Here is a 23,297-nt window from a genome sequence, read left to right on the forward strand (position 1 = left end):
GGCCTTTATGTCTGAATATTCCTTTGGAGCCCCGCTTGAACAATCAGTGGTTTTCAAAAGTCGCCGTCTGGCTGGTCATCGCCATGGTGCTGTTTACGGTGTTCAAACAGTTTGACACCCGAGGCGCTGGCGGTGCCTCTCATGTCGGCTACTCGGAATTCCTGGAGCAGGTGCGCAACAATCGCATCAAGAGCGCAACCATTCAGGAAGGTGCTGGAGGCACGGAAGTGGTCGCCACCACCACCGATGATCGCAAGATCCGCACCACTGCGACCTATCTGGATCGTGGCTTGGTTGGCGATCTCATCAACAACAACGTCAAGTTTGACGTCAAGCCCCGTGAAGAAGGCTCGTTGCTCATGACGCTGCTCGTGAGCTGGGGCCCCATGCTGCTGCTGATCGGCGTATGGGTGTACTTCATGCGCCAGATGCAGGGCGGTGGCAAGGGCGGTGCATTCAGCTTTGGCAAGTCCAAGGCGCGCATGCTCGACGAGAATAGCAACACCGTTACCTTTGCTGATGTGGCGGGTGCGGATGAAGCCAAGGAAGAGGTCAAGGAAGTCGTGGACTTCCTCAAGGACCCCAACAAGTTCCAGAAGCTCGGCGGACGTATTCCTCGTGGACTGTTGCTGGTTGGCCCTCCCGGTACCGGTAAGACCCTGCTGGCTAAGTCCATCGCGGGCGAAGCCAAGGTTCCTTTCTTCTCCATCTCTGGCTCCGACTTCGTGGAAATGTTCGTCGGCGTGGGTGCGGCCCGTGTGCGCGACATGTTCGAGAACGCCAAAAAGAATGCACCTTGCATCATCTTCATCGACGAAATTGATGCTGTCGGTCGCCAGCGCGGTGCCGGCATGGGCGGTGGCAATGACGAGCGTGAGCAGACCCTGAACCAGATGCTGGTCGAGATGGATGGTTTCGAGACCAACCTCGGTGTGATCGTCGTGGCAGCGACCAACCGTCCAGACATTCTGGATGCTGCCTTGCTGCGCCCGGGGCGCTTTGACCGTCAGGTCTATGTGACGCTGCCCGATATCCGTGGTCGCGAGCAGATCCTGAACGTGCACATGCGCAAGATTCCCGTCGGCCAAGACGTGAATCCGGCCATCATTGCACGTGGTACGCCCGGCATGTCTGGCGCTGACTTGGCCAACCTGTGCAACGAAGCTGCTTTGATGGCTGCACGCCGCAATGCGCGCACTGTCGAAATGCAGGACTTCGAGAAGGCCAAGGACAAGATCATCATGGGCCCCGAGCGCAAGACCATGGTCATGCCCGAGGAAGAGCGTCGCAACACGGCTTACCACGAGGCAGGCCACGCCTTGATCGGCAAGCTGCTGCCCAAGTGCGATCCGGTGCACAAGGTCACCATCATCCCGCGCGGTCGTGCACTGGGTGTGACCATGAGCCTGCCAGAGAAGGATCGTTACTCCTACGACAAGGAGTACATGCTCAATCAGATTGCCATGCTGTTTGGTGGCCGTATCGCCGAAGAAGTGTTCATGAACCAGATGACGACTGGCGCATCGAATGACTTTGAGCGCGCCACGCAGATTGCACGTGACATGGTGACGCGCTACGGCATGAGCGATGCGCTGGGTACCATGGTCTACTCCGAGCAGGAGGGCGAGCCCTTCCTGGGTCGTACTTTTAGCCGTGGCGCCAACTTGTCAGAGTCCACTATGCAAAAGGTGGACGATGAGGTGCGTCGCATCATTGACGAGCAGTACGCACTCGCTCGCAAGTTGATTGAAGACAACAGCGACAAAATGCATGCCATGGCCAAGGCCATGCTCGATTGGGAAACCATCGATGCTGAGCAATTGGATGACATCATGGCCGGCAAGGAGCCCCGTCCTCCCAAGGATTGGACGCCTCGCAACCCTCCTTCATCGGATGGTGGTAACTCGTCAGGCGGCACACCAGCTGCCAGTGCAGACCCTGCACCGACAGCTGCTTAAAATAGCTTGCATATGACAAAAGGTCCTTAGGGACCTTTTGTTTTTTCATGATTGGACTTTTATGTCGCCACAGTGGCAAACCTCGCGCTTTCTTTTGCAGCTGGACAAGCCCCAGGTCATGGGGATTGTGAATGTGACGCCAGATTCCTTTTCGGATGGCGGCAAGCATGCAGGTGTGTCTTTGGCCATGGAGCATGCGGAGCTGCTGCTCAGGCAAGGTGCGCATATTCTGGATATAGGGGGTGAGTCCACCAGGCCTGGCTCACCTGCAGTAGGGCTGGAAGAAGAGCTGGCACGGGTGCTGCCCGTAGTGCGTGAAGCCGTGAAACTGGGCGTGCCAATTTCCATCGACACCTACAAGGCCGAGGTGATGGCGGCTTCGTTGGATCTTGGGGCGGACATCATCAATGACATCTGGGCATTGCGTCAGCCCGGTACATTCGAGGTGGTGAGCAGGCATGGTGACTGCGGCGTCTGCCTGATGCACATGCACAGGACCCCTCAGGATATGCACTTGGATCACATGCAGGGTGATGCAGCCTTGCAGGTTCGAGATTTCTTATGGCAGATCACCCAGCCTTTGATGGCGGCAGGCGTTGCTCGCTCGCGCATTGTCTGGGATTACGGGATTGGCTTTGGAAAAAGCGTGGCACAAAATTTTGCTTTGCTTGCGAATCAACAGGCATTGCTGGAACTAGACTTTCCGCTGCTGGCCGGGTGGTCGCGCAAGGGATCTTTGGGACAAGTCTCAGGCTTGCCGGTTGACGAGCGCATGGTGCCCAGTGTGGCTGCGGCTTTGCTGGCAGTCGAGCGCGGTGCGAGGGTTGTGCGTGTGCATGATGTCAAAGAGACAGTGGCTGCACTGGCAGTCTGGCAGGCGATGCATGATGCGCAAGCGCCTCATGCCTGATGACAGAGTATTGAATCTAAAAAAAGGACAGCGAGAAAATGGCACGACAGTATTTCGGCACCGATGGGATTCGCGGCACGGTGGGCAAGTCCCCCATCACGCCTGACTTTGCTCTGCGTTTGGCGCATGCGGTGGGGCGTGTGCTGCGCCGCACGCAAGAGCGTCCTTTGGTCCTGATTGGCAAAGACACTCGTATTTCAGGCTACATGCTCGAGAGTGCGCTGGAGTCAGGCTTTAACTCTGCAGGCGTGGATGTCATGCTGCTCGGACCTCTGCCCACACCGGGCGTTGCCTATCTGACGCGGGCCCAGCGTGCCAGTCTGGGTGTGGTGATCAGTGCCAGCCACAATCCGTTTTATGACAATGGCATCAAGTTTTTCAGCGCAGAAGGCACCAAGTTGTCAGACGCCTGGGAAGAGGATGTCGAGGCAGCGCTCAAGGAAGACCCTGTTTGGGTAGATTCCGCCTCTTTGGGCAAAGCACAGCGGCTGTCCGATGCCGCTGGTCGCTATATCGAGTTCTGCAAGAGCACCTTTGATCACAGCCTGACTTTGCGTGGCCTGAAGATCGTGGTGGATGCCGCGCATGGTGCGGCCTATCAGATCGCTCCCAAGGTGTTCCATGAGCTGGGAGCCAATGTCGTGGCTATTGGCTGCACGCCAGACGGTCTCAATATCAACGAGGGAGTAGGTGCCACTCATCCCGAAGCGCTGGTGCGCGCCGTGCGTGCTAATAATGCGGATTACGGTGTGGCGCTGGATGGCGATGCCGACCGCTTGCAGCTCGTTGATGCGCAAGGGCGTCTCTACAACGGTGATGAGCTGCTTTATCTGATGGCGGCAGATCGTCTGGCCCATGGAGAGGCTGTACCTGGTGTCGCTGGCACCCTGATGACCAATATGGCCGTTGAGCAAGCGCTCAAGCAGCGTGGTGTGGGTTTTGTGCGCGCCAAAGTGGGTGATCGCTATGTTCTGGAGGCCCTGCATGCCAACGGCTGGCAGCTGGGGGGTGAAGGCTCAGGGCATTTGCTGGCTCTGGACAAGCACACCACGGGCGATGGTCTGGTCAGTGCGCTGCAAGTGCTGCAAGCCTGCGTGCGCTCCCAGAAAACCATTGCGCAGTGGCTGGAGCCAGTGACACTGTTCCCCCAAGTCATGATCAATGTGCGCCTGCAGCCGGGGCAGGATTGGAAGAGCAATGCCAAGCTGCCGCTGGAGCAGGCCGAGGTTGAGAAGCAACTGGGCAGTGATGGCCGGGTGCTGATTCGCCCCAGTGGTACGGAGCCGCTGGTGCGTGTCATGGTGGAAGCCAAAGATGCCGCCGTGGCAAGCAATTGCGCCGAGCGTCTGGCCGAAATCGTCAGAGCCAGCTGAGCCGCGGCAAGATTCTGTGACAGTCATTGCTGTGAAGTGAAGCCTGTCACTGAGACGTCATTGAATTGACACAAATACTGGGCAGACTCAGAACATGCCCTGATGGGCGTTTCAAGCTTTTGTAGCTGCTGATATGTCCCAAACCGTACCTGGTCCTGACTCACTATCTTCTGTAACCACCTCTGAGCTCCTTGTTCAAAAAGCTGCAGCCGCCAGCGCTGCGCAAAGCCGCAGCGTGCTCAAGACCTTGTCTCTTGATGTGGCTCAGGCAGGTCCCGCCTCTTTGGGGCTGGCTTCCAAGGCGCTGCCTGTTGCCGCTGTGGCAGCTCGGGAAAGTCGGCGAATAAAAGTTGCACAAACAAAAACAGCCGGGCACGATGAGGTGCCCGCTGCTGTTTCTGAGGAGCCTGTGTCATCGCCTTCTTCCACCCCCAAAGCGCCGCGCCGACGCCGCGTTCATCGTAAACCCGAGGTCGTCATGCCGGTTGCGGCCGAGCCGGCCCTGGAGCTGCTGGACCGTGATCAAAGCATTTTGCTCTTCAACGAGCGTGTGCTGAGCTGGGCCGAGCGTGAGGATGTGCCGCTGCTCGAACGCCTGCGCTACCTGTGTATCGTTTCCTCCAATCTGGACGAGTGGTTTGAGGTGCGCAGTGCCCCTCATGTTTCGGCGGCCAAGGTGGGGGACGAGCAAGGACAATACTCCCGCAGCAGCTTCGAGCGACTCATGGCCACGGCCCATGCGCTGGTCAACAAGCAGTACCAGCTCTACAACCAGTCCCTGATTCCTGCCTTTGACAAGCACGCGATCCGGCTTGTCTCTCATGGCGAGCGCAGCGCGGCCCAGCGCAAGTGGGTGCGCGAATACTTCTTGCGTGAAGTTCAGCCCTTGCTGATGCCCGTAGGGCTTGACCCGTCCCATCCATTCCCTCAGGTGGCCAACAAGGCACTGAACTTCATCGTGCGGCTCAATGGCGTGGATGCTTTCGGGCGCGCCAATGAGGTGGCCATCGTCAAGGTGCCGCGCGCCTTGCCGCGTCTGATTCGCCTGCCTCAGAAAATCTCGGGCAAGCAAAAGCTGTTTGTCAGTATCTCCAGCGTGGTCAGAGCCCATCTGGCCGAGCTCTTTCCGGGACGTGAAGTTGCCGAGTTCTCGCAGTTTCGCGTCACCCGCCACTCCGATCTGGCGGTCGATGAAGACGATGTGGTGGACCTGCGCATGGCGCTGCGTCAGGGCCTGCACCACCGCCATTACGGCCAGGCGGTGCGCCTGGAGGTGTCATCGTCATGCTCGGCAGTGCTCTCCGATCTGCTGCTCGAGCAATACGACCTGCCGGCCAAAGCCTTGTTCCGTGTCAAGGGGCCGGTCAATCTGGTGCGTCAGATGCAGCTGATCGACCTGGTGGATGACCCGGCTTTGCTGTTTCCCAAATGGAAGCCGGCCTGGCCCAAGCAGCTGGTTCCAGGGCGCTCCATCCTGGCGCAGATGCGCAAGAGCGACATCATCATTCACCAGCCCTTCGAGAGCTTTGACGGCGTGCTGGAGCTGCTGCGCGAGGCCGTGAACGATCCGCAGGTGCTGGCCATCAAGCAGACCATTTATCGCACGGGCACTGACTCCGAGATCATGAACCTGCTGGCCGAAGCGGTGAGCCGCGGCAAGGAGGTGCTGGCCGTGCTGGAGCTCAAGGCGCGCTTTGATGAAGAGGCAAACATTAACTGGGCCGAGAAGCTGGAATCGCTGGGCGTGCAGGTCGTCTACGGTGTGGTGGGCCTGAAGACGCATGCCAAGATGCTGCTGATCACACGGCGTGAAAAGCGCCTGAACCAGCTCAAGCGCTACGGCCATCTGTCCACGGGCAACTACAACGCCCGCAGTGCGCGCCTGTATACCGACATCAGCCAACTGACTTGCGACGATGAAATCACGGCCGATATGGATGCCGTGTTCCGTCATCTCTCCAGCCACAACACCCTGCCCAAGCTGCAAAAGCTGGTCATGGCGCCTTTCCATCTGCAAAACCGCATGCTGGCGCTGATTGGCCAGGTGGCTGCAGCCGCAGACAAGGGGGAGAAGGCGCGCATGGTGCTCAAGATGAATGCGCTGACCGATGAGCCTCTGATACGGGCGCTGGTGGATGCCGGACGCAAGGGTGCCAAGATCGATCTGATCGTGCGGGGTGCCTGCATGCTGCCGGCACAGCGACCGGGCGTGACGGACAACATTCGTGTGCGCTCCATCATCGGGCGCTTTCTGGAGCACTCTCGCGTCTTCTACTTTGCCTGGGGTCAGGAGGAAGAGCTGTTGCTGTCCAGCGCCGACTGGATGAATCGCAACATGCTCAGCCGCGTGGAGCTGGCTTGGCCAGTCGTGGACAAAAAGCTGCGCCAGCGCGTGATTGATGAGTGCCTGGTCGCTTATCTGGGGGACGACCGCAATGCCTGGATGCTTGGAGCTTCTGGCGAGTACCAAAAGCCGGTGCGGCCTCTGGAGGGCAAGGGGGCGCAGCAGGCCCTGATGCTGCGCTATGGCGGTAAAAACGCCTGAAAGATGTATTGAAAAGATGAGCTGCTAGCGCATTTCAATCAATGATTTCAGCTATTTTTATATCTGAAATCATTGATTGAAATGCGATTGCAGCTATGGTTTTTGCAAAGGCGCACACCGCACTGCCGGTTGAGCCTTAAGGCTGCACACGGAAAAGGGACTGCAAATGCAGTCCCTTTGGCTTTTTTGAGGGCCCCGAGGGGTGTGCAACTCAGCGCAGCTGTAGCTTGAGGCTCCATTCTGTTTTGCTCCAGGCGGCTGCCTCTGCCTCTAGCAGACGTGCCGACTGCGGATAGGTCAGCATCCAGCCTGCGGGGGTGGAGAGCTTGCACTCGGCGCCCATGCGCTTGAGATGGATGCCGGTCATGTCTGGGTCGCGGCGGGTGTGGCAAAGCTGCACGGCCAGGCGCAGCGCCATCAGCGGCAGGGCCAGTTGAGGCTCGGCAATTGCGTCTTCCAGCTTGCGCAGCTTGCCCTGGTGGCCCAGCACCAGCTGGCTGATACGCTGGCGCAGCTCGGGCTGCCAGGTGGCGATGCCGCAATGCTCGGCAATGTAGGCGCCATGGCGGTGGTAGTTGTTCAGGGCCACGCGCATGCCCATCTCATGCAACTGGGCTGCAATGTCCAGCGCCTGTGTGCTCAGGGTGGGCGAGTTCTCGGGCTGTATCTGCTGCCACAGCTGGGCGGCAACGCGCTGCACGCGCTGGGCGTGGACCACATTGATGCCAAAGTCTTGCTGCAGGGCGCTGATTTCTGCAGCCTCCTTGTCGGCGGGAGGCTCGTGGTCGAGCAAATCGTGCAGGACGCCCTGGCGCAGTGCACCCTGTGCGACTTCCAGTTCGGTAATGCCCAGCAGGTCGACCACGGCCATCATCACGCTGATGCCGCCAGCCACTACGGGGCGGCGATCTTCCTTGAGGCCCGGCATGCGCAGGCGATCGACGTGACCGATCTCTAGCAGCAGCTGATAGAGGTGTTGCAGCTTGGAGGGGGTAATCACTTGTCCGGCCATGCCTAGAGCCGTCAGGGCATCGGCCACTGCATTGGCTGTGCCTGAGGAGGCATAGGCGCAGTCCCAGGCCGCTCCCGGGTAGGCGAACTGCGCTTGCGCCAGGCAGGCCTTGGCGGCGGCAATCGCGGCCTGGAAGTTGGCTTTGCTCAGCACACCATCGCTGAAGAACTGGGTGCTCCAGGAAACGCTGCCAAGCGCAAACGATGCCACTTGCAGCGCCTGGCTGTGCTGGCCAATGATGACTTCCGTGGAGCGCCCGCCAATGTCGATGACCAGGCGGCGCTGCTGACTGGGCGGTAGTGAGCTGGAAACGCCCCGGTAGATCAGGCGGGCCTCTTCTTCGCCGGCAATGACTTCGATGGGAAAACCCAGCAGTTCGCTGCCACGGCGGATGAATTCCTCGGCATTGCAGGCCTCGCGCAAGGTCTGCGTTGCCACTGCACGCACATGGGCTGAGGAAAAGCCTCTCAGGCGCTCGCCAAAGCGCGCCAGGCACTCCCAGCCGCGCTCCATGGCCTCGCGCGAGAGTTCATGGCGCGCGTTCAGGCCGTTGCCCTGGCGCACGGTTTCCTTGAGGTACTCAACGCGCTCAATGCGTTGATGCGAGCCTATGCGGCCAATTTCAAGGCGAAAACTGTTGGAGCCAAGGTCTACGGCTGCAAGCAGCGATTCAGGAGCCATTTCTGAGCCAATCCATGTGTTGTTGTTTTGTGAGAGGGTGAGCGTGCATGTCTAAGCCCATGAAAGAGCAGTGCCAGCATGTGCTGCGCCGTCAATATGCAGCAGCTACTGTCGTGCAGCCGGTTTTGAGGATGTTGCAACCTCGCTCAAGTCAGGTATTTTTGAATGTAATTTTTACAAGCTGGTCGAAGAAAAGGCGGTGACAGCCTTGATGCATATTGTGTGCTTATTGACGCGAGGCTTGTCACAAGTCTGCTGTCGCTCTCTCTACTCGGGGGACCGAGTATGAAGCCGGGGAGACAGAGTTTGAGAATGAAATATGACGTCTGAATGACGGGTCTGAGAGCCTTTTTCTTCTGGGGAGTTTTATGACTTGTGTGTCACAGGGCTGTCATAAAAGGTTTTTACAGTTCACTCCATCGAATCTTTCAACCCTAAGAGGTCGTTTCATGAAGTTGTCCTTGATTCACGTTCTGGTGGCTGGTGCTTTGTCGGCAGGCGGCTTGGCACAAGCAAGCCAAGAAGCTACAGGTGCTGGTGCGAGCTTCCCGGCCCCTCTGTATTCCAAGTGGGCAGCCGACTATCACAAGGCTACCGGCGTCAAGATTAACTACCAGTCCGTGGGCTCCAGCGCCGGCGTCAAGCAAATTGATGCCAAGACTGTGGACTTCGGTGCATCCGACGAGCCTCTGAAGGACGAAGAGCTGGCCAAGAAGGGCCTGGTGCAGTTCCCCACCGTGATCGGCGGCATTGTGCCAGTGGTCAACATCAAGGGCGTGGCTCCTGGTCAGCTGAAGCTGTCGGGTCAGGTGCTGGGCGATATCTACCTGGGCAAGATCACCAAGTGGAACGACGCAGCCATCAAGGATCTGAACCCCGGCGTGGCTCTGCCTGACGCCACCATCGCTCCCGTGCGCCGCGCTGACGGCTCCGGCACGACCTTTGGCTTTACCAACTACCTCTCCAAGGTCAACGCCGAGTGGAAGGAAAAAGTGGGTGAGGGCAAGGCTGTGAACTGGCCCACTGGCGCCGGCGGCAAGGGTAACGAAGGTGTTGCAGCGTTCGTGGGTCGTCTGCCCAACTCCATTGGCTACGTTGAGTACGCTTATGTGAAGCAAAACAAGCTGACCTACGCGCAGCTGCAGAACAAGGAAGGTGTTTACGTCTCTCCTGACGATGAGAGCTTCAAGGCTGCTGCTGCAGGCGCTGACTGGACCAAGAGCTTCTATCAGATCCTGACCAACCAGCCCGGCAAGAATGCCTGGCCCATCACATCGGCGACCTTTATCCTGATGCACAAGACTCAGGACAAGCCTGCCCAAGCCACCACGACGCTGAAGTTCTTCGACTGGGCTTACAAGCAAGGCGACAAGACTGCGGCCGATCTGGACTATGTGCCCATGCCTGACGCAGTCAAGAATGTCATCTTCAAGTCCTGGGATGGCATCAAGGACACTTCTGGCAAGGCTGTTGCCAAGTAATTACTCGACTCAGTAAGCAGCAGGATGCCGTGCCGGACGGCATCTGCGCTGCTTGTTTTAACCCTTAGCGAATAAAGGCGCACACGTGTCCACTACGTCGCCCTCCAGTTCGCTGGCCGCAGCTCCCGCAGATGCCGCCAAGCGACGCTCTCCCACACCGCCACGTGCCCCGATGATCTCGGGCCGGATGGCGGATCGTCTGTTTGGTGGCATCGCGCGCAGCGCAGCGGTTTTGACGCTGGCGCTGCTGGTGGCCATCATGGGTTCGCTGGTCATCGGCGCCTGGCCCGCGATCTCTGAATATGGTCTGGGCTTTTTGACCAGCAGCGTCTGGGACCCCGTGCAGGATCAGTACGGCGGTCTGGTCATGATTTACGGCACGCTGGCCACATCGGCCATCGCGCTCCTGATTGCAGTGCCGGTGAGCTTCGGTATTGCGCTGTTTTTGACGGAACTCTCGCCCACCTGGCTCAAGCGTCCTCTGGGTACCGCCATCGAATTACTGGCTGCGGTTCCTTCCATCGTTTACGGCATGTGGGGTCTGATGGTCTTCGGCCCGGTGCTGGCGACCTATGTGCAGCAGCCGCTACAGAATTTGCTGACTGGTGTGCCCTATCTGGGGGCCTTTGTGTCTGGTCCTCCTGTGGGCATCGGCATCTTGTCGGCAGGCATCATCCTGGCCATCATGGTGATTCCCTTTATCGCGTCGGTGATGCGTGATGTGTTTGAAGTCACGCCTGCGCTGCTGAAAGAGTCGGCCTACGGCCTGGGCTCTACCACCTGGGAGGTGGTCTGGAAGGTGGTGCTTCCCTACACCAAGACGGGTGTGCTGGGTGGTGTCATGCTGGGTCTGGGGCGGGCTCTGGGTGAGACCATGGCCGTGACCTTTGTGATCGGCAATATGAACCAGCTCAATTCCCTGTCTGTGTTTGAAGCGGCGAACAGCATTACCTCGGCGCTGGCCAACGAGTTTGCAGAAGCCGGCGAAGGCCTGCACCAGGCTTCGCTGATCTACCTGGGACTGGTGCTGTTCTTCATCACCTTTGTGGTGCTGGCCCTGTCCAAGCTGCTGCTCAATCGTTTGCAGAAGAATGAAGGAGCCCGCTCGTGAGCCCGACCTCTACTTCTTCCAAAATGCTCAGCGCTGCTGAATTGGCGGCGGTGCGCCAAGCCAAGTACGACAAGCGCAAGCGTCTGAATCAGATTGCGCTGACCCTCTCCATGGCCGCCATGTTGTTCGGCGTATTCTGGCTGGTCTGGATTCTCTGGGAAACCATCCGCCAGGGAGTGGGTGGCCTGAGTTTTGCGCTGTTTTCCGAGATGACACCGCCACCCAACGAGGAGGGCGGTATTGCCAATGCCATCTGGGGCTCGCTGATGATGGTGGCTTTGGCCACCTTTGTGGGCACGCCCATTGGCGTGATGGCCGGTGTCTATCTGGCCGAATATGACAAAAAAGGCTGGCTGGCATCCACCACCCGCTTCGTCAACGACATTTTGCTGTCGGCTCCTTCCATCGTGATCGGCTTGTTTGTCTACACCGTGGTGGTGGTCCGTTTCAAGAGCTTCTCCGGCATGGCCGGTGTGATCGCGCTGGCGCTGATAGTGATTCCCGTGGTGATTCGCACGACGGAAAACATGCTGGTGCTGGTGCCTTCCAGCTTGCGTGAAGCCGCCTATGCGCTGGGCACACCCAAGTGGAAGGTCATCATCATGGTGACGCTGCGCGCGGCCCGTGCCGGTGTGATTACCGGTGTGCTGCTCGCTGTGGCCCGTATTGCGGGTGAGACCGCTCCGCTGCTGTTTACCGCGCTGAACAACCAGTTTTGGAATGCGGACATGACTAAACCCATGGCCAGCTTGCCTGTCACCATCTTCAAATTTGCAATGAGCCCGTATGAGAACTGGCAACAACTGGCCTGGGCCGGTGTGTTCCTCATCACGGTGGCCGTGCTGGGCTTGAATATCCTGGCGCGCTTCATCACTCGCCAAAAGTAATCTGAAAGTTCAAGACCATGACTGCAACCACTGTTTCTGCCAACACCAAGCTGGCTGTGCGCGACCTGAACTTCTATTACGGCAAGTTCCATGCACTGAAGAACATCAATCTCGATATTCCCGAGAAAAAAGTGACGGCCTTCATCGGTCCCTCGGGCTGCGGCAAGTCCACGCTGCTGCGTACCTTTAACCGCATGTTCGAGCTGTATCCCGAGCAGCGCGCCGAAGGCCAGATTCTGCTCGATGGCGAGAATCTGCTGACCAGCAAGCAAGATGTGGCGCTGATTCGCGCCAAGGTGGGCATGGTGTTCCAGAAGCCTACGCCGTTTCCCATGTCCATCTACGACAACATCGCGTTTGGCGTGAAGCTGTTTGAAAACCTCAACGCCTCCGATATGGACGACCGCGTGGAGTGGGCGCTGCGCAAGGCGGCGCTGTGGAATGAGGTCAAGGACAAGCTGCAGCAAAGCGGCTCCGGTCTGTCCGGTGGTCAGCAGCAGCGTCTGTGCATTGCCCGCGGCATTGCCATCAAGCCCGAAGTTCTGCTGTTGGACGAACCCTGCTCGGCGCTGGACCCGATCTCTACCTCCAAGATCGAAGAGCTGATTGCAGAGTTGAAGAACGACTACACCGTGGTCATCGTGACGCACAACATGCAACAGGCCGCACGCTGCAGTGACTACACGGCCTATATGTACCTGGGTGATCTGATGGAGTTCGGTGAGACAGAAAAAATGTTCTTCAAGCCCGAACGCAAGGAAACGGAAGACTACATCACAGGCCGCTTCGGCTAAGGACTTCAAAAATGACAGAAAAACATTTGTCCACACAGTTCGACTCTGAACTCAACCGCGTCTCTGCCCGCGTCATGGAGCTGGGCGGTCTGGTCGAGTCCCAGATTCGCAATGCGGTCTATGCACTGACCAGCTTCAGCACCGAAGCGGTGGAGCAGGTCATCAGCACCGAGGAGCGTGTCAATGCCATGGAGGTCGAGATTGACCATGAGCTGTCGTCCATCATTGCGCGACGTCAGCCCACGGCACGTGACCTGCGTTTGCTGATTGCCTTCTCCAAGGCCACAGCCAACCTGGAGCGCATGGGCGACGAGTCCTGCAAGATGGCGCGTATGGTGAAGTCCATTATCGAAAGCGGTGCGGCTCGCTCTCTGCCCAGCAGCGAGCTGCGGGTGGCGGCGCAAATGGCATCCGAGTTGCTGCGCAAGACGCTGGATGCTTTTGCCCGTCTGGATACCAAGGCCGCAGTGGCCATCTTGCGAGAGGATGACCTGATCGATGAAGAGTTTGATGGCTTTGTGCGCAAGCTCATCACCTACATGATGGAAGATCCGCGCACCATTTCCGCCAGCCTGGACTTGCTCTTCTTGGCCAAGGCGATCGAGCGTATCGGCGACCACTCCAAGAACGTGGCAGAGCTGATCATCTACCTGGTCGAGGGCAAGGATGTGCGCCACCAGACCATGGCGGAAATTGAATCCGCAGTGCTGTAAGCAGGAGGCTATCAAGGGATGAAGAAGATGCCCATGGTCCTCATCGTGGAGGACGAACCTGCGATTGCAGAGCTGATCGCGGTCAATTTGAGGCATAACGGATTCCAGCCCGTCTGGGCGGAAGACGGTGTTTCGGCGCAGCGCGAGCTTGATGCCGTGCTGCCCGATGTGATCTTGCTCGACTGGATGCTGCCCGGTGCCAGCGGCCTGTCGCTGGCGCGTAAATGGCGAGCCGACAGCCGAACCAAGGCCGTGCCGATTCTCATGCTGACAGCGCGCGGCGATGAGCCGGACAAGGTGGCCGGCCTGGATGCCGGTGCGGATGACTACATCACCAAACCGTTTTCTACGCAGGAGTTGCTGGCCCGTATCCGTGCGGTTTTGCGCCGCCGTGCGCCAGAGCAGATGCAGGACAAGGTCAGCATTGGGGATCTGGTGCTGGATGCCGCAGCCCACCGCGTGAGCTGGCAGGGTGATCTGATCAAGATTGGCCCCACTGAATTCAAGCTGCTCCACTATCTTATGAAGCATCCTGAACGAGTGCACAGCAGAGCTCAGTTGCTGGACAAGGTCTGGGGCGATCACGTTTTTATCGAAGAACGCACCGTGGACGTCCATGTCAAGCGCTTGCGCGAGTCTCTGGGTGTGGCATCAGTTTTGATCGAGACGGTACGCGGTGCCGGTTATCGCTTCAGCGCGCATGCTATAGGCTAATCGCGTTATTCCCTGAAACCTTGGCCCGGTTCTGTTTAACCGGGCCTTCCCGAATGACAACGGAAAGCAAATATGGGGTGGCGTGGTTTTCGACTGCTGGCTTCTCAGGGGATTGCGGCTGTTTTGGTATGGCTGATCTGGACTTATTTGCTTGCGCCGGGCTCGAGCATTCAGCAGCAGTGTCTGGCGGCCTTGGTGGGGACTCTGATAGGCGGCTGGATCTGGTGGTTGGTGGATAGCTGGAATGGCGCACGCTTGCTGCGTTGGCTGCGCCAATCGGAGCTGAGCGATGTGCCCAACCTGGTGGGCGTCTGGAGTGAGGCTGGTGTGCGCATGCGCCGCTGGATTCGCCAAAGCGTTCAGCAGGTGCAGCAAGGAGATCAGCGACTCAACGATATTTTGTCTGCGCTGCAAGCCAGCCCCAATGGCGTGGTTTTGCTGGACGCACAGGGGCGTATTGAATGGTGCAATCAGATATCGGCAAAGCAATTCGGATTTGATGCTGAGCGTGATGTACTGCAGAGCATCGGAAATCTGGTGAGAGATCCTCAGTTCAGCGCTTATTTTGCGACCCAGGATTTCACGCACGATCTGGTCATGCAAGGGCGTGAAAGCACGCCTTCGCGCCCGGTCAAGCTATCGGTGCAGCTCTATGGCTATGGCGAAGGGCGCAAGCTGTTGTTGGCCCGTGACATAACGGCGCTAGAGCAGGCTGAGGCCATGCGCCGTGACTTTGTGGCCAATGTCTCTCATGAAATCCGCACACCGCTGACCGTGCTGGCGGGTTTTGTGGAGACCTTGCAGAATCTGCCCCTCGAAGAAGATGAGCGCAAACGTTACCTGGAGTTGATGGCTCAGCAGGCTGAGCGCATGCAGCATCTGGTGGAGGATTTGCTGACTTTGTCGCGCCTGGAGGGGAGCCCGCTCCCTAGCAATAATGATTGGGTGTCTGTGGCCCAGTTGCTGCAGCGTTGCGAAAACGAGGCCCGTGGTCTTTCTGTTGCTTTGACCCGCAAGCATGCCAAGCCTCATGTGCTGAACTTTCCGGATGAGCAGTCACTGCGCCAGGCGGGCGATCTGGCAGGGGCCAGTGCCGAGCTGCACAGTGCGTTCTCAAACCTGCTGGCCAATGCCATGCGCTATACGCCGGCTGGCGGGCTTATTGAGGTGCGCTGGGAGTTGTTGCCTGATGGAGCGGCACGCTTTTCTGTCAAGGACTCTGGCGCAGGGATTGATGAAAAGCATGTATCGCGTTTGACTGAGCGCTTTTATCGTGTGGACCGCAGCCGATCACGTGATACCGGCGGGACGGGATTGGGCCTAGCCATCGTCAAGCATGTGCTTCAGCGTCACGGTGCAAGACTCAGCATCCGCAGCGAATTAGGCCAGGGGTCTGAGTTTGCTGTGACCTTCCCGTCCAGTCGGGTAAGAGCTGCGTGTGATACGTCGGTCAAGACCGTAGCCCCTTAAGGCCTACTTGCTGAGAATGCCCCCAAGGCATAGTGCTTTTACTGCGCACTCTTATCTACGACAGTCATTCTTGTTCTAGACGCAAGGGCTTAAGTTGCCGAGGAGGGGTGCTGCTGGGGCTGCTGTATGGCTTTATGCAGGATGCGGCTGAACGCCATGGCAGTAACAAACAAGGCCATCGCACTGCAGACCCACAATGGCATGGGGGTGGCTTGCCAGCCTTGCCAGCTAGTAGGTGCTTTCCATTGGTACGTCAGCCAGTAGCCAAGGCCTAAGCCTCCGCCCCACAGTAATACGCAATAAATCACCAAGGGTGCCACGGTAATACGGTAGCAGCGAAGTACAAAAATACAGTAAGTCTGCACACAGTCAGCTACGTGATAGGCCGAGACGCAGAGCAGCAACCAGGCAGTCATGGCCAGGACTTTGGGGGAGTCGGTATAAATATCGGCAATCCAGGTGCGAGATATTAAAAGAATAGCGGCTGTGGCAATACCTGTAAGCAGTGCAAGCCTAAAACACTGTTGAATCAAATCTCTGGCCTGAAGTTCGTCGCCTGCACCTCGCCAGAAGCTGACGCGGGCGCTGGTGGCAATGGCCAGAGACAGGGGAATCATGTAGCAGATGGCAGCCAAATTGGCGGCGATCTGGTGGCTGGCAGATGCGAGCGAGCCCTGCCGCGCAATATAGAGAGCCATAAGAGTGAAGGACGTGACTTCCACCAGAATGGCCAGTCCAGCAGGAATCCCCAGCCGGCAGAAGTGCCCCAGTTGCTGCCAGTTGGGGGGCTCCGGCTTTTGCCATAGGGCAAGCGGCACATAGAGGCTTTGGGTGCGTGTCAGCCATAGGGCGACGGCAAACATGGTGTAGTTGACCCCAATGGTTGCGAGTGCGCAGCCCACGGCGCCCATGGGCGCGAGGCCCAGTCCGCCAAAAGTGAACCAAATAGATAGAGGGACTTTGAGCAGCAGCGAGACGAGCTGTAGCCATGTGACCAGTTTGGGGTAACCCAGAGCTTGATTGAGGGCGCTGTAGATCCGAAACAGTAGTGCTGGTGGCAAGCCCCATGCGAGGACAGCCAGGTAGCGCTTGACTTCCAGCTGCAGGGCCTCAGGAACTTTGGTCCAGTGAAGCAGCGCATCGGGCATAAGTAACACGCTCATCCCCAAAAGGCAGGCCAGTGCACAGAGGTACATGGACTGGCGCAGCGAACGCCCCATCTCCAAGGGGTGACCTGCGCCCCGCTGCTCAGACCAGAGGGGGAGCAAGGCCTGGAAAATCCCCATCAAAGAGGCATAGACGCTGACAAAAATGGCCGACCCTACCGAGAGAGCGGCCACTGCATCATCGGAATAGCGACTGGCAACAATGGTGTCCGTTGTACCAAAGGCCATGACGGCCAGCTGGCCGGCCAGCACGGTTCCTGCATGGCGGCCTATGTACTGCAGCTCTGACTTCATTGGGGCGCTGGCCAGCTTGTGTGCTTGAGCAAGATCAGCACTTCCTTGCGACCGGACAGGCGACTGATCCGGCTGACTTCCGCCCAGCCCTGGCGTAGCTTGCGATTGTGATCACCGGCCCAGCGATCCGCATCCACCAATGCCCAGTTGCAGGCTCCGGGCGCGCTGTGGCGCAGCAGGGCCGTATCGACAGGGGTGTAGTAGCGTACAGCGGCAATTTGTGAACGTCCCAGGCCGTAGGTGAGCACGCAGCTAGTGGCGCCATTTCGTTGGAGCTGCTCAGCTAGCTGGGACATTTGAAATTGATAGCTGCGGGCATGGTCCAAGGGCTCCATCCAGAGCGTGGAAAGCAGTACCCAGCTCAGGGTGGCACCGCCAGCGGGCAGAACCAGACTTTTCCAAATTGCCGCACGGTTGCGCGAGGTGCGCCAGACGACCAGTGCAAACCAGCTGGCAGTGGCTGCAAGTGCGAAAAAGACAATCGGCCAAGAAATGCTTGCTTCAAACTGAGGAGCTAAGCGCGCAATATTGGCGGCAATCTTGGGCGGAAATCCTGTTTGAAATGCCAGCCAGACGACCCAGATTGCAATGGCCGAGATGGTGAAAAAAATAAGTGTGAACCAGTCAATCAAGGCACTGATACTGCGCTTGAAAGTGGGCAGGGCAAATGCAGCCAAAGTAGCGATGGCAGGAAGCCCTAGCAAGAGGGCGCGGTCTGCTGGTGCACTGCTGAGGCTGGCCGCGAGTGGCACTGCAAAAAAGAGCAGCGAAATAGATAAGTGGGGGTTATGGCTGGGCTTGGCAATCTGACGGCGCCAGACCCACAGTGTCCATAAAGCCAGAGGCCATGCGGGCCAGCAAAACCACAATAGCAGCTGCAGCAGGCCGTCGAAGTCCTTGAAAGAGTCGACCAGATGCCAAACCCATTGGTGCAATGCAGTGATCAGACTTGCAGCGAGAACTGTCGCGGCAAGCCAGGCTGCGGCCCAAAGTCTTGCCTGCCGATGATTGCGACCCAGGCTGTCCCCCCAGCTGCGTTGGGTGAAGGCAATCAGGCTGCCGCCCAGGCCAAACAATATGGCCATGGTGGGAGCACCACTCAAGCTCAGCCCCAGTATGCCGAAAATGAGGGCTGCGGCTGACTTGTTGGGGTGGTGCGCCATGGCAGCAGCCGCAAAAAACAGCAAGGCTGTGGAGCCTAGTTGAGTCGAATAGCTGGTGGTCTCATGTGAGGCCTGGGCCAAGCCTAGGCAGGCAACCAGGGCGAGCAAGGCGCCATCTGCCATGGCTCGGGCGTAGTCAATCAACTGTGCCTCGCCGCCGAAGGCAAAAGCCACGGGTTGTGCTCCTGGGGTGCGAGCCAAGTAATAAGCTCCCCACCAGGTGGCGGCCAGTGTTAGTGCCAGTAGTGCGATGAAGGGAATGCGCACCGCCATTTCTGGCCCGAAAACACCATCAAATGCTTGCAAGGAAATGGCTCCCAGCCAATAAGGCAGCAGGCCATCCATGCTGGGAGAGAGACCGGATAAGGTGGGTGACAGCCAGCTGGTGTTGCCTAGAGCCAGCTCGCGCATATAGCCAAAGGCTTCCATGTCGTTGGAGCGCCAGGGACCGCGCAGGACAAAGCCAGGAACGACATAAGCGAGGCACAGCAAAAGCAAGGCCCAGCGTGGCAGGCGGCGTACGGCGCTTTGAGCAACGATGGCAGGTGTGGGCTGGTTCACACAATCAATCCGTTAGTGGCAATGCGCAATTGCAGAGCCTGATCAAGTGAAAGTGCTTGGTACTCAAGCGTTTTTTGCTCCGATGATAGGAGCATTGCAAGTTTTTTGCTCTTAAAAAGAAAAGGCAGCACGGTTGCCCGGGCTGCCTTTTTGAGCGAGAGAGTAAAAAAATTACTTCTTGCCGAAGCGGTTGCGGAACTTCTCCACGCGGCCACCCATGTTGTCCACCGACTTTTGTGTGCCGGTGTAGAAGGGGTGCGATTCAGAAGTGGTATCCAGCTTGAACAGAGGGTACTCTTTACCTTCGAAAGTTTCTGTTTCCTTGGTGGAAACGCAAGAACGTGTCACGAACTTGAAACCGTTGGACATGTCCACGAACAGAACTTCGCGGTAATCGGGGTGAATGCCTTCTTTCATGATCTTCCTTTGGTCAAGTGCGGTAGCCGTGCCTGACCTGCTACAACCTTTGTAGCAGTCGTAAATCAAGCGTACTTGCCGCAATAGAAAAAGCCCACCATTATAACCTGGTGGGCTTTGTTCGTTTGCGTTGGAAATCTCCGTGAGGAAATTATCCGCCGCGACGCATCATGTCGAAGAATTCCACGTTGTTCTTGGTGGCCTTCATATTCTTGATCATGAGTTCCATGGACTCAATCTCATCCATGTTGTACATGAACTGGCGAAGGATGCGGGTCTTCTGCAGGATCTCAGGGGGCAGCAGCAGCTCTTCACGGCGAGTGCCACTTTTGTTGAGCTCGATGGCGGGGAAGACGCGCTTTTCGTAGAGGCGGCGGTTCAGGTGCAGTTCGCTGTTGCCTGTGCCCTTGAACTCCTCAAAGATCACTTCGTCCATGCGGCTGCCGGTGTCGACCAGCGCCGTGGCGATGATGGTCAGGGAGCCACCTTCTTCCACATTGCGGGCGGCGCCGAAGAAGCGCTTGGGACGCTGCAGGGCATTGGAATCCACACCGCCGGACAGAACCTTGCCCGAGGAGGGCACGACATTGTTGTAGGCTCGTGCCAGACGGGTGATGGAGTCCAGCAGGATGACCACATCCTTGCCCAGTTCCACCAGGCGCTTGGCGCGCTCGATCACCATTTCGGCGACATGCACGTGGCGGGTCGCGGGTTCGTCGAAGGTGGAGGCAATGATTTCGCCCTTGACCGAGCGCTGCATTTCCGTCACTTCTTCCGGACGCTCATCCACCAGCAGCACCATCAGGTGAACATCAGGCTGGTTGGCGGTGATGGCGTGGGCAATGCTTTGCATCATCATGGTCTTGCCGCTCTTGGGCGGAGCCACGATCAGTGCGCGCTGGCCACGGCCAATGGGGGCGATGATGTCGATGATGCGGCCGGTGATGTTTTCTTCACCCTTGATGTCGCGCTCCAGGCGCATTTGTTCTTTGGGGAACAAAGGGGTCAGGTTTTCAAACAACACTTTGTGCTTGTTTTGCTCGGGCGGGTTGCCGTTTACCTTGTCGAGCTTGGTCAGAGCAAAGTAGCGCTCGCCATCCTTGGGGATGCGCACTTCACCCTCGATCATGTCGCCGGTGTGCAGATTGAAGCGGCGCACCTGGCTGGGGGAGATGTAGATATCGTCGGTGCTAGCCGTGTAGCTTGTATCGGGGCTACGCAGGAAGCCAAAGCCATCGGGCAGGATTTCGAGCACGCCATCGGCGAAAACTTGTTCGCCGGCCTTTGCGCGCTTTTTGATGATGGCGAACATCAGTTCCTGCTTGCGCATGCGACCGACGTTTTCGATCTCAAGCGCTTCGGCCTGCTTCAAGACTTCAGACACGTGCAGTGCCTTGAGTTCATTAAGGTGCATGAAATGACTCCAAGCGTGGAGTGAGAATAACCAGGGGGGAGAGGCGTAGAGCCTAACGAAACACTGTGACAGTGGGCAGGCTTGCCTGAAGAAAATCCAGCGCGGTCCCATGCGGTGGCCGGCGGTCTGTACATTATGACAGGAAAAGAGAAAAAGCTTGCAAGCTATTTGTGAATAGACATGTCATTGTGCTTTACCGGGCTTGTCACCTTAATAAATGAGTGAGCCCTAAAAGCAAACAAGGCTCTGAAAGAGCCTTGTGAGTGATTTTTTTAGATGTGCTGGTCGAGGAATGCCGACAACTGTGTTTTGTTCAGTGCTCCAACTTTGGTGGCTGCCAGTTGGCCATCCTTGAAGAGCATCAGCGTGGGGATTCCGCGAATACCGAACTTGGCGGGAATTTCGCGATTCTCATCCACATTCATCTTGGCAATCTGCACTTTGCCTTTGTAGGCTTCTGCCACATCATCCAAGATGGGGGCAATCATCTTGCAGGGGCCGCACCACTCTGCCCAGTAATCTACCAGTACGGTTGTGCCGGGTTGCAGTACGTCGGATTCAAAGCTTGCATCAGTGATGTGCTTGATCAGTTCGCTAGCCATTTGTAGTCCTGGATTTTCTTGAATCAAAAAAGAGACGGCGACTTTATCGTCGACTGGCTTGATTGTGACAGAAACTCATCTCCTGGCACTGAGTGGGTGGTTGTTTGCTGCTATCGCGGTAATAGTGCTCGCAGTCTTGAAGCAATGCGGGCGGTGGTATTCTGCGCACCCTTTTGCGGCTGTTGTGGGCCGAGTGATTGAAGTGGTGGATATATGAATGTCTCGGTGCCGTTGATGGTCGATTCTGAGTTGAGTTGCGATGTGGCAGTGGTTGGCGCAGGGCCTGCAGGGCTGATGGTTGCGGAGCAGTTGGCAAGTGCGGGATTGTCGGTAAGAGTATTTGAGGCAAAAGCTTCTGCGGCTCGGAAATTTCTTATGGCAGGTAAGGGAGGGTTGAACCTCACCCATTCGGAGGAGTTTTCTGCATTTGTTGGTCGGTATGGTTCGCGCTCGGCAGACTTGAGTCCCTGGTTGGAGAAATGGGGTGCGAGTGAGCTGTGTGCCTGGGTCAAAAATCTGGGGTTTGAGACATTTGTAGGCTCATCTGGGCGAGTTTTCCCAGTGGGGATGAAGGCGGCGCCTTTGCTGCGGGCTTGGTTGGCGCGTATGAGATCGAAGGGGGTGCAGTTTCATATGCGTCATCGTTGGGTCGGGTGGGCAGAGGATGGCAGGCCATGTTTTCAGGCAGAGAACTTGCGGGTCAAGCTGAACTGCAAGGCATTCGTGCTGGCTACAGGTGGAGGTAGCTGGGCGCGACTGGGGTCGGATGGGGCCTGGTTTGAGATGCTTCGAGAAAAAGGAGTGGATGTTGCGCCACTGCAGGCTGCAAATTGTGGCTTTGACCTGGGCGGACTACAGGGAGGTGAAGAGGGCTGGAGTGAGTTGTTCGCGCAGCGCTTTGCGGGTCAGCCATTCAAGTCGGTGACTTTGAGGTTTTCAGATGAACAAGGTGTCCGCTTTGAGCGGCAGGGTGAATTTGTTGCCACTCAGACGGGGGTGGAGGGGAGCCTGATCTATGCAGTCGCATCCATGCTGCGCGACTGTATTGCTCGTCAGGGGCAGGCTCGGTTTGAGTTGGATCTGATGCCTCAGTGGGATGCACAGCGTGTCAAGCAAGAGGTGATGCGCCCGCGTGGCTCTCGTAGTCTTAGCGGTCACCTGAAGGGGCGCTTGGGGCTGGATGGAATCAAGGCTGCTTTGCTTTATGAGGTGCTTGGTAGACAGGGGATGTCTGATATGGAGCTGCTTGCTTCCACGATCAAGGCCGTGCCTCTGGTGGCAATTGCGCCGCGACCTATAGACGAAGCGATCAGTACGGCGGGAGGGGTTCGTCTTGAGGCATTAGATGACGGGGGGATGTGTGTGGCTTTGCCGGGTGTTTTCTGTGCAGGGGAGATGCTGGATTGGGAGGCGCCTACAGGAGGGTACTTGCTGACTGCGTGTATGTCATCCGGCGTACGAGTGGCGCAGGGGGTGTTGGATTTTTTGAAAAAAACTATCTAATTGCAGTTGGCGAGGGATGTCTCCTACGATGCAAACTCTTGCTGAGGGACAGGTGTCCTGCAGCGGATTGGGTACGCTGACCACAACGTTGCTGACTTAATGTTGGTTGAGAGTTGCGCTGTGATTGGTGAAGGAGGTGGGATATGGTTTGGAGCAAGATTTTCGGCCTTGGCCGTTCCGAGCCTCGCTATATTCGAAGAATGCGAGCCTATCTCCAAGAGGCTCGCATAGCAGCTTTGGAGCATTCAATTGCGGCAGAGCATTACCAATCTTCTGCCCAGATGTATGCGGAACGAGCTGCTCGGTTGGAGATGGAGTTGAGAGCTTGGGAGCAAGGGGAGTGCACTGCCTCTTCAATACAGCACCGCTACTCGGGCGTATCAACTTCAGTCACAAGGGTGTCAGGGGATGTTCCTGTAGCTCCTGCCTCTGTTGGGGTTGTGCGTGCAGCCTGATCATTCAAAGAAAGAAGCCCATATGTCGATGACAAATGGGCTTTTATTTGGCTCCTCAACCTGGGCTCGAACC

18 protein-coding genes are annotated in these 23,297 nt (G+C 57.6%); 12 read left to right on the plus strand and 6 right to left on the minus strand.

The annotated features are described in order from the left end of the window. The first annotated feature begins 35 nt into the window (after positions 1-35). The 4 genes from ftsH (at position 36) to ppk1 (ending at position 6,786) form a co-directional block, all read left to right on the plus strand. Positions 36-1,958, plus strand: a complete 1,923-nt coding sequence (gene ftsH, locus AC2I9W_RS12650; RefSeq protein ID WP_486410298.1) for an ATP-dependent zinc metalloprotease FtsH — start codon at positions 36-38, stop codon at positions 1,956-1,958. A 61-nt stretch (positions 1,959-2,019) separates the two neighbouring features. Continuing rightward, positions 2,020-2,868, plus strand: coding sequence for a dihydropteroate synthase (gene folP / locus AC2I9W_RS12655; RefSeq protein WP_486410299.1), 849 nt, complete (start codon positions 2,020-2,022; stop codon positions 2,866-2,868). A gap of 38 nt (positions 2,869-2,906) precedes the next feature. Beyond that, positions 2,907-4,241: a phosphoglucosamine mutase gene (gene glmM / locus AC2I9W_RS12660; protein WP_486410300.1), complete on the plus strand. Its 1,335-nt coding sequence runs from the start codon at positions 2,907-2,909 to the stop codon at positions 4,239-4,241. A gap of 478 nt (positions 4,242-4,719) precedes the next feature. Next, complete coding sequence (gene ppk1, locus AC2I9W_RS12665; protein ID WP_486410317.1) at positions 4,720-6,786, plus strand: polyphosphate kinase 1; 2,067 nt, start codon at positions 4,720-4,722, stop codon at positions 6,784-6,786. Positions 6,787-6,997: 211 nt separating this feature from the next. On the opposite strand, the gene AC2I9W_RS12670 is transcribed toward ppk1, so the two are convergent. Next, a complete protein-coding gene (locus AC2I9W_RS12670) occupies positions 6,998-8,479 on the minus strand; it encodes a Ppx/GppA phosphatase family protein (protein WP_486410301.1) in 1,482 nt (493 codons plus the stop codon). Between the two features lie 449 nt (positions 8,480-8,928). Here AC2I9W_RS12670 and pstS point away from each other — a divergent pair, with 449 nt between their 5' ends. The 7 genes from pstS (at position 8,929) to phoR (ending at position 15,649) form a co-directional block, all read left to right on the plus strand. Beyond that, entirely contained in the window at positions 8,929-9,960 is a 1,032-nt protein-coding gene (pstS, locus tag AC2I9W_RS12675; RefSeq protein ID WP_486410302.1) for a phosphate ABC transporter substrate-binding protein PstS, read from the plus strand. Positions 9,961-10,132: 172 nt separating this feature from the next. Continuing rightward, positions 10,133-11,071: a phosphate ABC transporter permease subunit PstC gene (pstC, locus tag AC2I9W_RS12680; RefSeq protein ID WP_486410318.1), complete on the plus strand. Its 939-nt coding sequence runs from the start codon at positions 10,133-10,135 to the stop codon at positions 11,069-11,071. A gap of 23 nt (positions 11,072-11,094) precedes the next feature. Beyond that, entirely contained in the window at positions 11,095-11,958 is an 864-nt protein-coding gene (pstA, locus tag AC2I9W_RS12685; protein WP_486410319.1) for a phosphate ABC transporter permease PstA, read from the plus strand. Positions 11,959-11,975: 17 nt separating this feature from the next. Further along, positions 11,976-12,752, plus strand: coding sequence for a phosphate ABC transporter ATP-binding protein PstB (pstB, locus tag AC2I9W_RS12690; RefSeq protein ID WP_158390918.1), 777 nt, complete (start codon positions 11,976-11,978; stop codon positions 12,750-12,752). A gap of 11 nt (positions 12,753-12,763) precedes the next feature. Next, the gene (gene phoU / locus AC2I9W_RS12695) at positions 12,764-13,465 is read left to right on the plus strand and encodes a phosphate signaling complex protein PhoU (protein ID WP_158390919.1); all 702 of its coding nucleotides are present in this window, start codon (positions 12,764-12,766) and stop codon (positions 13,463-13,465) included. 18 nt (positions 13,466-13,483) lie between these two features. Next, entirely contained in the window at positions 13,484-14,179 is a 696-nt protein-coding gene (gene phoB, locus AC2I9W_RS12700) for a phosphate regulon transcriptional regulator PhoB (protein ID WP_486410303.1), read from the plus strand. A gap of 93 nt (positions 14,180-14,272) precedes the next feature. Next, positions 14,273-15,649 carry a phosphate regulon sensor histidine kinase PhoR gene (gene phoR, locus AC2I9W_RS12705; protein WP_486410320.1) on the plus strand — a complete coding sequence of 459 codons (1,377 nt, stop codon included), beginning with the start codon at positions 14,273-14,275 and terminating at the stop codon, positions 15,647-15,649. 89 nt (positions 15,650-15,738) lie between these two features. Here the strand turns inward: phoR and AC2I9W_RS12710 are convergent, their stop codons facing one another. From AC2I9W_RS12710 to trxA, 5 genes are all read right to left on the minus strand, one after another. Continuing rightward, positions 15,739-17,109: an MATE family efflux transporter gene (locus AC2I9W_RS12710; protein WP_486410304.1), complete on the minus strand. Its 1,371-nt coding sequence runs from the start codon at positions 17,107-17,109 to the stop codon at positions 15,739-15,741. Then, positions 17,106-18,833 (minus strand): hypothetical protein, encoded by a 1,728-nt coding sequence (locus AC2I9W_RS12715; protein WP_486410305.1) that lies wholly within the window; start codon positions 18,831-18,833, stop codon positions 17,106-17,108. Before AC2I9W_RS12715 ends, AC2I9W_RS12710 begins: the two co-directional genes overlap by 4 nt. Positions 18,834-19,004: 171 nt before the next feature. Further along, entirely contained in the window at positions 19,005-19,250 is a 246-nt protein-coding gene (locus tag AC2I9W_RS12720) for a type B 50S ribosomal protein L31 (RefSeq protein ID WP_158390923.1), read from the minus strand. 151 nt (positions 19,251-19,401) lie between these two features. After that, the gene (rho, locus tag AC2I9W_RS12725) at positions 19,402-20,664 is read right to left on the minus strand and encodes a transcription termination factor Rho (RefSeq protein WP_158390924.1); all 1,263 of its coding nucleotides are present in this window, start codon (positions 20,662-20,664) and stop codon (positions 19,402-19,404) included. 272 nt (positions 20,665-20,936) lie between these two features. After that, on the minus strand, positions 20,937-21,266 hold the full coding sequence (trxA, locus tag AC2I9W_RS12730; protein ID WP_158390925.1) for a thioredoxin TrxA: 330 nt from the start codon (positions 21,264-21,266) through the stop codon (positions 20,937-20,939). Between the two features lie 213 nt (positions 21,267-21,479). Between trxA and AC2I9W_RS12735 the strand changes: the two genes are divergently transcribed. Then, positions 21,480-22,769, plus strand: a complete 1,290-nt coding sequence (locus AC2I9W_RS12735) for a TIGR03862 family flavoprotein (RefSeq protein ID WP_486410306.1) — start codon at positions 21,480-21,482, stop codon at positions 22,767-22,769. The last annotated feature ends 528 nt before the right edge of the window (positions 22,770-23,297 follow it).

The sequence above is a fragment of the Comamonas sp. FUJ_7 genome (genome assembly GCF_057369555.1).